The organism is Streptomyces armeniacus, assembly GCF_003355155.1.
Classification (GTDB): Bacteria; Actinomycetota; Actinomycetes; order Streptomycetales; family Streptomycetaceae; genus Streptomyces; species Streptomyces armeniacus.
Genome location: NZ_CP031320.1, coordinates 6234080 through 6247687 on the forward strand (window position 1 = coordinate 6234080; position 13608 = coordinate 6247687).

Sequence of the window (13608 nt, forward strand, 5' to 3'; positions counted from 1 at the left end):
CTCCGATCCGGTACGGCGGGAGGGCCGGCGGGCGGTGCGGGCCGGCCTGGAGCGGGCCGGTCAGCGGTGCGGCCGGTCAGCGGAGCGAGAAGGAGCCGATCCGCAGCTCCCCGGACAGCACGAGGTAGACGTCGTGCCGGCCGCGCGCGCCGCGCAGCCGGGCGGTGACGGTGTCGTACGCGTACCTGCCGCCGGTGGCGCGTACCTCGGCCGTCCCGGCGAGCGGCCCGTCCGGCGCGCCGAGCCGGACCTGGACACGGCCGGCGCCCCGGGCCTCGCGGGCGACGCGCGCGGTGAACTCCGTGGCGCCGGAGCCGAGTTCGGCGTCGCGAAAGGCGATCCAGGCGCCGTCCCGTTCGCTGCCGACGGCCTCCCCGCTTGCCTTGCTCTCGTCGACGAGCCGTACGTCCCGGCAGTCGTCGAAGTCGGCGGCGCGGGTGGTGGCGGTCAGATCGCGGGCGGGGATCGTCTCGCCGTGCACGCGGAGCGTGGCACGGCCGCGTATGTCCTGGCTGGAGGCGCCGACCAGCACCTCGTGCACGCCGTCCTCCAGCACTTCGCGCCCCCGGGTGACGTCCCAGTGCGTGAGGTCGGCGGCGCGCAGCCGCAGCCGTACGGTCTCGCTGCGGCCCGCCGCGACCCGTACGCGCGTGAAGGCGCGCAGCTGACGCAGCGGCTGCTCGTCGCGGGAGGCGCGGCGGCGGGTGTAGAGCTGGACGACCTCGTCGCCGTCGCGGGCGCCGGTGTTCGTGACGCGCACGGACACGGTGACGGTCTCGTCCTCCCGCAGGGCAGACGCGGACGGTTCGGGAGTGCCGTAGCGGAACGAGGTGTACGACAGGCCGTGCCCGAACGGGTAGAGCGGGTCGCCGCGGAAGTAGAGGTAGGTGCGGCGGGAGGCGATGATGTCGTAGTCGAGGAGGCCGGGCAGGTCGTCCTCGGAGCGGTACCAGGTCTGGGTGAGCCGCCCGGCCGGGTTGACGTCGCCGAACAGCACGCGGGCGAGGGCGTTCCCCGTCTCCTGCCCGGCGTGCGTGGTCCACACGAGCGCCGGTATGTGCTCCTGCTCCCAGTTGACGGTGTCCGGGTAGCTGGTCTCCAGCACGACCACCGTCCGCGGGTTGGCCCGGTGCACGGCCTTGACCAGTGCGGCCTGCCCCGCGGCGAGCGCCATGTCGGGGCGGTCGTGGTCCTCGCGGCCGTTGATCGCGGGCATGCTGCCGACGACCACGACGGCGGCGTCCGCCGCACGCGCCGCCTCCACGGCCTCGGCCACCCCGTCCCGTACGGTCCGCAGCTCGTACCGCCCGGCGTCCTCCTTCGCGGCCAGCGTCACCGTGCCGTCGGCGCCCGCCGCGAGATACCGCTTCGGCCCGAACGAGTCCGCGAGCGTCTCGTACCCGGCGTACCGCACCAGGCGGGTGCCGTCGTCCTGCTCCTCCAGCACGAACTGCTGCTGTACGAACCAGCCGCCCGGCTGCTTCTGGTCGTTGCGGAAGACCTTCCCGTCCCAGCCGACGTACTTCCCGTTGGCGGCACTGCGCAGCGTGACGATGCCGCGGCCCCAGTCGAAGACGTCGAACTGCTCGGCGCTGCCCGCGCCGTCCCCGCTCTCCGTGAGCACCGCGCCGTCCTCGCCGCCGCCCGCGCTGAGGTACGCGCCGCCGGCGCCGCGCAGCGCGACGCGGTCGACGCCCTCGCCGCCGGTGACCTTCCCGGCGCCGCCGAGCCGCCGCACGATGCCCTCGCGGGGAGTGACCTCGTACGGCATCGTGCCCGAGTACCAGTCGGTGTACAGGGTGTCGGCGAGCGGGCCGACGACGGCGAGCTTCCGCACCCTGCCGGGGTCCAGCGGCAGGGCCTCAGCGTGGTTCTTGAGGAGTACGACCGCCTCCTCGGCCGCCGTACGGGCGAGGGCGCGGTGCGCCGGGCTGTCCACGGCCGCCTTGGTGATCTCCGCGTACGGGCCGCCGTCCGGGTCGAACTCCCCGAGCCGGCAGCGGATGTGGAGGATGTGCCGTACGGCGGTGTCCAGCTCGGACTCCGTGATCAGGCCCTTCTCCAGGGCCGTGGTGAGGGACCGCACGGTCTTCGCCGGTTCGGCGCTGTCGGCGGTGAAGCTGTCGATTCCCGCCTTGAGCGCGGCGGCGTCCGCCTCGGGGCGCGTCGCGTAGTAACCCTGCGCGCCGGTGAGGTTGTTGGGGCCGTCGGCGTCGGTGACGTGGAGCAGCGGCTTGCGGGCCCACTTCCGCACGACGTCGTTCAGGTCCGGATTGACCGTGGCGGGACGCCCGTTGACGAGGTTGTACGAGGACATCACGCCGGTGACCGCGTCGGCCTCGAGCGCGGGCCGGAACGCCGCCTCGTCGTACTCCCTGCGCACCCGCGGGCGCAGCACCGAGTCGGAGGTGACGCGGTCCTTCTCGGTGTTGTTGGCGAGGTAGTGCTTGATGGTGGGCGCCGTCTTCAGATACCGCGGGTCGTCGCCCTGGAGGCCGTGCCCGTACGCGGTGGACAGGACGCCGCTCAGGCAGGGGTCCTCGGAGTACCCCTCCTCGTTCCGGCCCCAGCGCGGGTCGCGCAGCAGGTTCACCACGGGCGCCCACAGATTGAGGCTCCAGCCCTCGGGCCGCTCGTGCTGGAAGCCGCGCGCCTCGTCGCCGACGGCCGCGCCGACCCGCCGCAGCAGCGCCGGGTCCCACGTGGCTGCCAGGCCGACCGCCTGCGGGAAGACCGTGGCCTCGCCGAGCCAGGCGAGGCCGTGCAGCGCCTCGCCGCCGGTGCGGAACGCGCGGAGGCCGAGCCGGGGAATCGCGGGCTGGTACTGGTGCAGCAGCGAGATCTTCTCGTCCCGCGTCAGTCTCCCGAGCAGATCTCCGACGCGCTGCTCGAACGTCAGCCGCGGGTCGCGGAACGGGAGTCGGGCCGCCGGGGCACTGCTCGCGGCGGGCCGAGCGGCGGCGGTGGCGCCGTCGCCGGCGGCCAGCACGGTGCCGGCCGCGAGCGGGGCGGCGAGGCCGAGGGCGAGCAGTTGACGTCGTGGGGTGCCCTGTTCCTGCACGGGACTCTCCTAGAGTCGAAGCGCTTCGATGACGGCCGCCCGGGAACGGCGTGCGGGCGGTTCTTGCGCGTGCGGGTGCGGTTCTTGCGCGTGGGGACGTACGGCTACGGGGTGCGGTGGTGCGCGTACGCGGGTGGGCGTACGTGGGTGGTGCGTGTGCGGTACGGGTGCGGATCGCGCTCCGTCCCGCCTATTTACGCGCTCGGTTCACCTCCGGGCGCTGGACCCGGTGCCGACGCTCTTCGACCGGCACTCGCTCGTTCCTCGCTCACTTGGTCTCATCGCTTTCGGCACCGGCGCACCCTTTGGTTCACTCGCTCGCGTCGCGGGGCGCTGTGCTCGCGCGGCGGGTCAGCCGCGGTGGCAGCAGGGTGGCGTCCGGCACCTCGCCGTCGTTGAGCTTGGCCATCAGCAGTTCCACGGCCCGTTCGCCCACCTCGGCCGCCGGGATGGCGACGGACGAGAGCGGCACGGCCGCGTTCTCGGCGAGTTCGTCCGGGCACACGGCGACGACCGACAGGTCGTCCGGAATGCGCATCCCGCTGTGCTGGAACGCCTCCAGCAGCGGCCCGAGCGCCGGCTCGTTGTGCACCACCACCCCGGTCAGACCGGGCAGTTCGCGCAGCAGCCGGTCGGCGGTCTCGCGTGCCGCGGCCCGGCCGGGCTCGCACGGCAGCACCGTGGAGGACATGCCGTAGCGGTGGGCGGCGGCGGTGAACCCGGCCGCCGTACGCCGCGCGAAGCCGGTGCCCCGCGCGTACACCTCGGGCGGCGAGCCCAGCAGTGCCACGCAGCGGTGCCCGAGCTGGGCGAGGTGCCGGACGCACGCCTCGCCCGTCGCCGTGAAGTCGAGGTCGATGCAGGTCAGCCCGTCGGCCTCGGCGGGGAAGCCGATGAGCACGGAGGGCAGGCCCAGCGTGCGCAGCAGCGGCGTACGCGCGTCGTCCAGCTGCACGTCCATGACGATGAGCCCGTCCACGAGCGCCGTGCCGGCCACCCGACGCAGCCCGTCCTCGCCTTCCTCCTGGGTCAGCAGGAGGACGTCGTGGTCGTGCGTCCGCGCCATGGTGACCACGGACGCCGCGAACTGCATCTGCACGGGCATGTGGATGCCGCTGCGCAGCGGCATCATCAGCGCCACCACGTTGGACCGGCTGCTCGCCAGCGCTCGCGCGCCGGCGTGCGGCCGGTAGCCGAGCGCCTTGATGCTCTCCTCGATGCGCTGCCGAGTCGCCTGCGAGATGGACCTGTTGCCGCTCAGCGCGTACGACACCGTGCTCGGCGAGACGCCCGCGTGCCGCGCCACGTCAGTGATCTTGACCAACGAACACTCCCGCCGAGCCGATCGAATCGAAACGATTCGACGAGGTCCGTCGAATCGATTGCGGACGGGACCGTAGGGTCGGGGCCGGACGGTGTCAATGGCCGTGACGAGATGCGCGCGGGGGCCCGTACGGGCGGGCCGTACGGGCCGTGTCCCGGCAGGGGCTCAGGCGGGCTGCAGCAGCACCTTCGTCCAGCCGTTCTCCCGCTGGTCGAAGCGCTGGTACGCCTCCGGGGCCGAGTCGAGCGGCAGGTGCTGCGAGACGACGAAGCTCGGGGTGGCGCGGTCCGCGATGATCAGGTCGCGCAGCTGCCGGTTGTACGCCTTCACGTTCGCCTGCCCGGTGCCCATCCGCAGGCCCTTCTCGAAGAACCGGCCCGTCTTGAAGAGGAGTTCGCCGATCTTCGCGGACTCGGTGGGCCCGCCCGGGTCGGACGGCACGTACAGCCCGACGACACCGAGCGCACCCGTCGGGCGTACGGTCTCGACCAGCGTGTTGAGCACCATCGCGGGCTGCTCGTCGCCCTCGGGCACGGTCGCCTGGTAGCCGACGGCGTCAATGCCCTTGTCGGTGCCCTCGCCGCCCAGCCGGTCCTTGATCTGCTCGGCGGCGTCGCCCTGGCTGAAGTCGATCGGGGTCGCGCCGATCTGCTCCGCGAGCCGCAGCCGGTCCGGCTGCTTGTCCACGACGAAGACCCGGGAGGCGCCGCGGATCAGCGCGGAGTACGCGGCCATCAGCCCGACCGGCCCGGCACCGAAGACGCTCACGGTCTCCCCCGGCGAGACGCGGGCCAGCTCGGTCGCGTGGTAGCCGGTGGGGAAGATGTCGGCGAGCAGGGCGAAGTCGTCCTCGTGCTCGTCGCCCGGCGGCAGCCGCAGGCAGTTGAAGTCGGCGAACGGGACGCGCAGGTACTCGGCCTGGCCGCCGCGGTAGGGGCCCATCGACACGTAGCCGTACGCGCCGCCCGCGAAGCCCTCGTTCACGGTGAGGCAGAAGCCGGTGTTCCCGGCCAGGCAGTTGCGGCAGAAGCCGCAGGCCACGTTGAACGGCAGCACCACCCGGTCCCCCTTGCGCACCCGGGCGACGCCCGAGCCGACCTCCTGCACGATGCCCATGTTCTCGTGACCGAAGACGATGCCGGGCTCCGCGCCCGTACGCCCCTCGTACATGTGCAGATCGGAGCCGCAGATCGCGGACGTCGTGATCTTGATGACGACATCGGTGGGCTGCTCGATCCGGGGGTCCTCGACGGTCTCGACCGTGACCCTGAAGGGCTCCTGGTAGACGACGGCTTTCACGGGTGCCTCCTCGGGTGGTGTACGGCGCCGGCACTTACGGGTGCCCACGAGTCGGCGCACTAATGACAACATTCGCGACATTTACCGAGGATCGGCCGACCGGTCAGCCGTCCGGCCGGGTGGCGCGTTCGGGGGCTCCCGCGCGCGGCGGGCGCAATTTGTCGCAGTTTCATCCATAACGTGCCCTACGGGCGATTCTCTTCGCTGTCTCTGCTACGAGGTGAGGGCCGATGGTCAAGAGTGGTGAACGCCGTCGTGGATATCGCGAGGGTCTCGGCGGCGAGATGCTCGCCGAGTTCCTGGGCACGTTCGTACTGATCCTGCTGGGCACCGCCTCGGTCGCCGTCGCGGTCGTCGGCCTGCCGGGGTCGGGGCGCCAGGAGGGCCCGTTCGGGCCCGCGAGCTGGCTGATCATCTCGTTCGGCTGGGGCCTCGCGGTGGTGTTCGGCGTGTACGTCGCGGGCGGCGTCAGCGGCGCCCACATCAACCCGGCCGTGACCCTGGCCCTCGCCGTGCGCCGCGGTTTCGCCTGGAGCAAGGTCGCCCCGTACTGGCTGGCACAGCTGGCCGGCGCCTTCGTCGCGGCCATGCTCACCTGCGCCGTCTACCGCTGGGCCATCGACGCGATCAACCACGGCGCGGGCGTGAAGCGCGAGGCGTCCCTCGACACGTACTCGATCTTCGCCACCTTCCCGGCCGAGTACTTCGGCGGCTCGAACTGGGGGCCGCTGCTGGACCAGATCGTGGGCACGGCGGTGCTGGTGCTGCTGGTCTGCGCGATCACCGACCTGCGGAACACGGGACCGGCGGCGAACCTCGGCCCGTACCTGATCGGCCTGATCGTCCTCGTCATCGGCCTGACCTTCGGCCCGAACGCCGGGTACGCCATCAACCCGGCGCGCGACTTCGGCCCGCGGCTGTTCGCGTACTTCGCGGGCTGGGGGGAGATCGCGCTGCCGGGCACGTTCGACTGGTTCAGCAACTACTGGTGGATCCCGATCGTGGGCCCGCTGATCGGCGGGGTGATCGGGGCACTGGTCTACGACGCGTTCGTGGGCCACGTGGTCGCGGCCCGCACGGCGGGCCCGGAACCGGGCCGCGTCCCGACCCCGGAGTCCCAGTCGGAGTGACCGCGTCGCGGTCCCTCTGACGCCCGCCGTCCGGCTGAGTCTCCCGCCCACCACGGGGCGGCCGCGCCGGGCCACGCGCAGGCCGCGCGCACCACGAGCGTCAGCGCGACAGCGGCGCCCACGCGGCCGAAGACCGCCGGGGCAGACCGGCCCACCGGGGGCGGACCGGCACGAGGCGGGGGCCACCGTGAGACGGGCTGACTGGCACCTCGCGGACCCCTGACGCCCGCCGTCCGGCTGCGTCTCCCGCCCACGGAGCGGCCGCGCCGGGCCACGCGCAGGCCGCGCGCACCACGAGCGTCAGCGCGACAGCGGCGCCCACGCGGCCGAAGACCGCCGGGGCAGACCGGCCCGCCGGGGGCGGAGCGGTACGGGCGGGGCCGCCTGCGCGGGCTCGCTCGTCTGCGCGGGCGCGGGCGCGGACCGGGTCGCTTGGCAGGGGGTCCTGTCCCTTGTATACAGCGGACGATGCCGACGGAGGCGTAGGTGTAGGTAGCGGTTGGCGCGGGATCTGTACAAAAACGAAGGAGACACAGGAAATCGTGTCGCACTGCTCGGTCTCCGGGAACCGCCGGGCTGTCCACCTCCGAGAGCGCCCGCCGCCCCGCCGGTGTATAAGAGCCAGCCCCCGCCCCGCACGACCGAGATGAGGACCGCAGCGGGGACGACCAGCACGAGCCGCTGCCGGGCCCCGGCATCTCCCTGCCCAGCGGGGCGTTCGTCTCCCTGGGCCTGGCCGCCGCCATCACCGCCGTCTGGCTGTCCGTACGACGGCGACGACGCATCCGCTACCGCCCCGGCAGCGGAACGCGCGACGATGTGACCATCGCCCCCGTCGTCCGCGCCCTCCGCCTCGCCCACGACCACGCACACCCCCCAGCAGACGGCAACGGCGATACCACAAGCGCGCTGCCGGAGTCCCACGATCACTTCACCGGCCGCCTCCTCCCCTCCCACCACGGCTCGGTGGCGCCGCCGCAAGGTGGCCGCGTCGTCGCGGTCACGGACGGCCGCGCCGTCGCCCTGGATCTGGCCCGCACCCGCGGCCTGGGCCTGGTCGGCCCCGGAGCCCCCGACGCCCTCCGCGCGCTCGCCGTCTCCCTCCTCACCGAACGTCGCCACCCCCGTGCGAGAGACGCCGAACTTCTCGTACCCGCCACCGACGCTCAACTGCTCCTCAGCCCCGACCAGGACGCGACCGTTCCGCCCACGCTCGCCCGGCTGCGCCTCGTCGACACCCTCGATGCCACCCTTGACACGATGGAAGCCGAACTCCTTACCCGTACGCGCACCGCAGCCGGTGACGGGACCGAACCCGCCTCCGACGCGGGGCACGAGCGGGAGCTGGTACTCATCGCCTCTCCCGCCCCGCACGCGCAACGACGGCTCCAGGCACTCCTGGACAACGGCTCCACGCTCGGCATCACCGGCGTCCTGCTCGGGCAGTGGCGCCCCGGGGCAACTGCCCATGTCCGCGCCGACGGCACTGTCTCGGCCACCAGCGACTCCCTCGCCGGCACGCTCGCAGGCAGCCGCCTCTTCACCCTGCCAGCCCTCGACTGCCAGGTCCTGCTGGACCTGCTCACCGAAGCCGACGACGCAGCCGTGCCGCAGCCCGAACCCCAACTCGCCGCAGTGCCCGGCAGCGGGCCCGTACCAGATTTTGCACCGCCCGCGCATCCGGCCCAGAGCGTGCGAACGTCCGACTCCGGCCGCGTGTATCCGCTCCCCGCCGCTGGGCAGAGCGAACTCGAACTGGCGCAGTCCGAACCCGAAGCCCCTCCGGCGTCAGTCCGCCAGGCCGAGGAACCAGCGAATACACCTGGTGTACGCGGTTCAAGCTCCACCGAGTCGGCACGCAGGGCGGAAAGGACCTCCGGCAGTGGCGAGGAGCACGCCTCCTACGACGCTGCCACGAGTGGACCCGACAACGCGGTGACCATCGATGTGCTCGGCAACCTCCACGTGGTCCATCACCACGGCGACCATCACCAGAACGTCACCGCCGCCCTGGCACCACGGCAACGCGACGTCCTCACCTTCCTCGCGCTGCACCCCGAGGGCGTACGGCGGGAGACCCTCGCCGTGACTCTGTGGCCCGATGCACCCGCCGACCGCCCTTACAACGCGCTCCATGCCACGCTCAGCCAACTGCGCCGCGCCCTGCGCACCGCCACCGACAGCCGGATCGACGACCTCATCGTGCATCACGACGGGCACTACGCACTCAACCGCGATCAGGGCTGCGTCGACCTGTGGCAGCTTCGCGACGCCCTGCACGCGGCCCGCCCCGAGAACCGGTACGCACACCGGCTCGAGGCCGTACGCCGCATCGACGATCTCTACCACGGCGACCTCGCCAACGATCTGAGTGCCGAGTGGATCGAAGCACCTCGCGAAGCTCTGCGCCGCGACGTCCTCGACGCCCTCAGCACGCTAGCCCACACCGTGGCCGACACGGATCCCGAAGAAGCCCTCCGGATGCTGGAGCGCGCCCGCGAACTCGACCCCTACAACGAGGCCCTCTATCAGGACATCGCCCGCCTCCAGGCCCGCCTGGGTCGGCACGACGCCATCCCCCGCACCCTCGCGCTGCTGACCACCACCCTCGCGGAACTCGACGAACAGCCCAGCCCGCAGACCGTCACGCTGTGCGAATCCCTGCACCGCGCCCGGCCCGCCGACTCCCGCGGTCAGGCCGACGGCTGATCCAGTGTGCGGGCCGACTGCCTACTCTTCGCGCCTTCGGCGTCGAGCGTCCTTTATCAGGCCCGGATGGTGTTCGGCCCATGCTGCCAACGGCACCAAGGCTACGAGCAGTTCCTCGGCGGCGGGCGTCAACTGGTACGAGACGCGATAGGGGAAGCCGTCGTCGCGGTGGCGGTCGACCAGCTTCTCCTGCTCCAGCGCCGCAGAGTGCGGTTCAGTACGGTCTGTTGCAGATACCGGCGCCGGTGACCTGACCAGTCCGCGCCACCGGCATTGGCCCGAATAGAAGTCAGAAGATTCGAATACTGCTCCGTCCCCTTCGACAACGGCATCAGAATATCCGGCATCCATTCCCCGTTCAGTAAATGGGTGATATCATGGACCTGCCGAGCGGAGATGCCTCCTTGCGAATCGCATATGACTGCGGTGGCGGTTCTTTCTCAGAGCCGCGCCTGCTCGCTTTCGTAAACAGCCCCCGGGCGCGTAACCTTGCCCGCCGTGGTCGATGGTCTTCGCCGTCAGACATTACTTCCCCCTGTGTCGCGCACGCTGCGCGCACCCAGCGCTACGGTGGCCAAATCCAGCCGCGCACCCGGTTTTCCTCAACTGCCAAACGCATACGCGCAGCCTCCCAGGCAAGCGCGTAAGCCGTTCCAGGAATGACCCCTGATCAGAGCCCATCCAGCTACGCACATGACGCACCGCACGTTGAGGGGACGCGCCAGGCGCATCCCCAGGCACATCCTCCTGCCCCGCCACCTCTGGCGGAACACGCTGAGTCATAGCCCGCGGGACCCCCTGTCCCACCCCCCATGGGACCCCCTCTGGGGGGCCCTCCTAGGGGAGTCGCCCCCAAGTCGGCCTTGTTGCAGGTCAGAGCCCAGAGAGCCCGTACCCGTGCTCACCGCGACTAATGATGGCCGCTAGGCCGGTGAACAGTCAGGTTGCGGGAGGGGGTGAAGAAAGTTTGGGCGCTTCGAATACTGGAATTGTGAGATATTGAATGCGTTGTTTTTGAGAAGATTGGTTCGATTTACTTGTTGACTATTTCTCATTCCTCGACCAACACTCGAATGCGCTGCTCGCGCGCGGTTTCCGCGAATACTGAGCAGAGAAACAATCATGGAAATACCGCCTTTCACCCCTTGAATTCTCGCGTATTTTCGGGAGAATGAAAGGGAAAGGACGCAGCGCAACCGGCGCGCGTCACCGACGATCGGAGTACGATCGTGGCAGACCAGGCATTAGGACACGAAAAGGCGGGACGGGCGCGCGGACACGTCACCGCTGAGGACATGTCGCGCGTGACAGAAACCGACTTCACGGAAATGGGCGAGCTGGCACGGCGATACTGCCGAGTGGTGGATTCCACGCGCTCACGCAAGCGCGCGAACCGGTGCGCCACCATCGTCAAGAGCGGACACGCTCCCTACGGGACAGACGACGTCAGCGACGACGTGACACAGGACGCCGTTTTGATCTTCGCAAAGCGGCTCGGGGAAATTGTCACCTCCTGCGACGTTTCCGCCGTCTGGGTGGAGACGTGCGAACCGTGCGCATGGCAGTACGTGCGCCGGGACGGCGGGGTGATCATCGTCAGCCGGAAAACCGTGCAGCGCTGGGCGGTGCGCGACGCTGCCGCGCGCAACGGGTACCGGCTAGACGTCCAGCCGGAAGAAGTCGACTCCGTTCCGGGCGCACAGGTGATGCGCGGAATGCCTCACGTCTCGACACTGCCCGCGCTGGCGGTGACTCCCTATCTCGCGGACTACAGCCGCGAGATTTTCCGTTCCGCCTGGGGCGACGGAAGCGACTTCCCGACAATCAAACAGATCATCGACATCGCGAACACAGTGGATGATCTCGGGCGCGGCGGCGTGTTCGGGAAAGCCGCACAGTCCCTCTACGGTGGGCCCCGGAATTCGTCGTGGAAGGTGCAGCAAACGCGGGATGCCGCCCGCAAGGAATGGCGCAAGCTGAAAGGTGATCTGGACACCGTGCGTGAAGACATGGTGTACCGGTCCACGCGCCCCGACCAGTCCCGCTAAAGGGCACGCCGCTTGCAGGGTCCCGAGTCTCGTACTCGGGACCCTGCCGCATATCCAGTGCCGGAAAATCCAGTGATGGTTTCCCCATGATCGGTAATTCGGAACCTTCGGTCGCCGTATTGGAGTAGAGCACACCGGCGTGAACACCGGCGCGGTGCGCCACTCTGCGGCGCGATCTACGACGGCAGATGGTTCCCGCCGAGTGAATCAGCGGATACCGCCCCTCGATCGCTGCGCGATCACCTACCGCCGAAAGATGCTGTAATTCTCCGGGTGATCGGTAATTGGGAGTCTCCGGACGCCGTATTGAAGTGAGAGCGTGAAAGAACGGTGCGCGGGTGCGCGGGGGACCTCCAAGCCAAGCGAACGGAAAGAATCTTGAATGAATTCTTCCGTGATCGGTAACCGGGGTCGCTGCGCGCCCGTATTCAAGTGAGCATGCATTGACGCCAGAGCGGCGCCTGATGCGCAGGCTCGTTCGCGCGAAAAGCAGATCACTTCGCGCGATAAGAAACTGTGATCTTCCCGGGAGGGAGGAGGTCATGAGAATTTCCGGAGTCTCCCTGGGAGACTTCTTCGCAATCACGGATGACGTGTCGTGGCGCAGGTACGAGGGGAATGTCATCGTTTCCCCGGATGCGCACTGGACGCGAGGAAATTCCGTCGTCGCGCGGCTGCGTGTGAGCGACAGCCGAGGTGTGGGAGCCCGCACAGCGCCGTCGGGGCGGCGCGGGCCGTACGCCTGCTGGCATGCGCACCGCGATGTGCTCGCGGGGCTGTTCGTGGCTCATCCGGACGCCAGAATTCGTACCGCGCTGGCCGTGTACCGGGGGCGGGACGGATTCGAGCGTGACTACCCCGCGACCCGGTACCGCGACGTCGGCTCACCGATGACCCCTGCCCGCATGACGGACCTGTGTGTCGGGATGGACTGCGGTGGCCCGGCCTGCGCGCCGATCGCCCAAGCAGCTGAAGCGCAGCCGACACCTGCACGCGAGGAGAACGCGGTACTGGCCCGCATCGAAGAGGAACTGCGACGGGCGGAAGAAGTAGCCCCCGAGCCGCTGGTGTTCGAGGGGCCGCCGTCCCTCGCCGGGGTTCCGGACCTGGCCTACAGCGGTCGATGAACGGTCGGCACACAGATGAGGGAAGGGAATGATCACGAAGTTGGTGTACGTCTTCGACGTCCACGACCCCAATTTGTCCTCGTATCTGGTGCGGGTGCCGGAACGCATGGCCCGGCTCACCTGTCACCTGATCCACCGCTTCACCGGCCGAGTGGTCGACTACGGGCCGACACCGCAGGGGCTGTAGTGATCTTGGCTGAACTGCGAGGCCACGCCGCGAACTGACGCCCTGTAAGAGCCATCGGACGGCCGTCTCGTACGGCCGTCCTCTTGGTTCCGCAGCGGAACCCCTGTGTGGCAGCACAGGATGCGTGATCGACGGGAGAGGCGATCATGAGAGGTTGGAAGTCCACCCCGCAGCACGCTCGTTGGTACGGGCGCGTGGTGTTCGAGGGTGAGGACGGCGAGACGCACTACAACGACGGGTACAGCGCTGCGCGGTACGAGCCTGACGCGTCTGGCATGGCGCCGAAAGGCGCTGTGATCTGGGAGACCGAGGTGCGCGCCACTCCCCGGAATCCGGCCTACGCGGGCCCGGATGAGAGGGGCGAGTGATCATGGCCGTGCGTACGTACCGCGTCCTAGTCGCCGCGTACCCCCCATTAGCCCCGGCCTATCTCGTGGAATGGCAGGTGCGCGCCGCTTCCAGAGATGCAGCATGCCAGCGCGCATTCGATCTCACGGACAGAAACCTGGCCACTCGGCAGTTCGCACGGCGAGTCGGAGCCCTGCGGCGTGTTCGGGCGGGGGCTGACGGAACACGGGAGATCAAGCGGCGATTCATCGAGCCGAACGAGGGCTGGAGCGACCGCATTTGACCGGCCGGTGCAAGCCGAGCGCATCCCGTTCCCAGCGGGATGCGTTCCCTTGCCTCTACCGGAAATGAGGCACGGGCCCCGGATGGCAGTCC

The 13608-nt window shown here is 70.0% G+C and carries 9 protein-coding genes; 5 read left to right on the forward strand and 4 right to left on the reverse strand.

Annotated features, from left to right (window positions below; translation table 11 throughout):
- Positions 1 to 76: 76 nt before the first annotated feature.
- The 3 genes from DVA86_RS27045 to DVA86_RS27055 all read right to left on the reverse strand — a co-directional run bounded on the left by DVA86_RS27045 (position 77) and on the right by DVA86_RS27055 (position 5684).
- On the reverse strand, positions 77 to 3061 hold the full coding sequence (locus tag DVA86_RS27045) for a glycoside hydrolase family 3 protein (RefSeq protein ID WP_208882186.1): 2985 nt from the start codon (positions 3059 to 3061) through the stop codon (positions 77 to 79).
- 310 nt (positions 3062 to 3371) lie between these two features.
- On the reverse strand, positions 3372 to 4385 hold the full coding sequence (locus DVA86_RS27050) for a LacI family DNA-binding transcriptional regulator (RefSeq protein ID WP_208882188.1): 1014 nt from the start codon (positions 4383 to 4385) through the stop codon (positions 3372 to 3374).
- 165 nt (positions 4386 to 4550) lie between these two features.
- A complete protein-coding gene (locus tag DVA86_RS27055) occupies positions 4551 to 5684 on the reverse strand; it encodes a glutathione-independent formaldehyde dehydrogenase (RefSeq protein ID WP_208882189.1) in 1134 nt (377 codons plus the stop codon).
- Positions 5685 to 5914: 230 nt separating this feature from the next.
- On the opposite strand from DVA86_RS27055, the gene DVA86_RS27060 reads away from it, so the two are divergent.
- Both DVA86_RS27060 and DVA86_RS27065 read left to right on the forward strand, forming a co-directional pair.
- Positions 5915 to 6814 (forward strand): MIP/aquaporin family protein, encoded by a 900-nt coding sequence (locus DVA86_RS27060; protein ID WP_425470936.1) that lies wholly within the window; start codon positions 5915 to 5917, stop codon positions 6812 to 6814.
- Between the two features lie 819 nt (positions 6815 to 7633).
- On the forward strand, positions 7634 to 9523 hold the full coding sequence (locus tag DVA86_RS27065; RefSeq protein ID WP_208882191.1) for an AfsR/SARP family transcriptional regulator: 1890 nt from the start codon (positions 7634 to 7636) through the stop codon (positions 9521 to 9523).
- A 21-nt stretch (positions 9524 to 9544) separates the two neighbouring features.
- Here DVA86_RS27065 and DVA86_RS27070 read toward each other — a convergent pair whose 3' ends face one another.
- Positions 9545 to 9874, reverse strand: a complete 330-nt coding sequence (locus DVA86_RS27070) for a winged helix-turn-helix transcriptional regulator (protein WP_208882193.1) — start codon at positions 9872 to 9874, stop codon at positions 9545 to 9547.
- Positions 9875 to 10752: 878 nt separating this feature from the next.
- Here DVA86_RS27070 and DVA86_RS27075 point away from each other — a divergent pair.
- The 3 genes from DVA86_RS27075 to DVA86_RS27085 all read left to right on the forward strand — a co-directional run bounded on the left by DVA86_RS27075 (position 10753) and on the right by DVA86_RS27085 (position 12885).
- A complete protein-coding gene (locus DVA86_RS27075) occupies positions 10753 to 11571 on the forward strand; it encodes a hypothetical protein (RefSeq protein WP_222623371.1) in 819 nt (272 codons plus the stop codon).
- A gap of 542 nt (positions 11572 to 12113) precedes the next feature.
- Complete coding sequence (locus DVA86_RS27080; protein ID WP_208882195.1) at positions 12114 to 12698, forward strand: hypothetical protein; 585 nt, start codon at positions 12114 to 12116, stop codon at positions 12696 to 12698.
- 28 nt (positions 12699 to 12726) lie between these two features.
- Positions 12727 to 12885 (forward strand): hypothetical protein, encoded by a 159-nt coding sequence (locus tag DVA86_RS27085; RefSeq protein WP_208882196.1) that lies wholly within the window; start codon positions 12727 to 12729, stop codon positions 12883 to 12885.
- Positions 12886 to 13608: the final 723 nt, after the last annotated feature.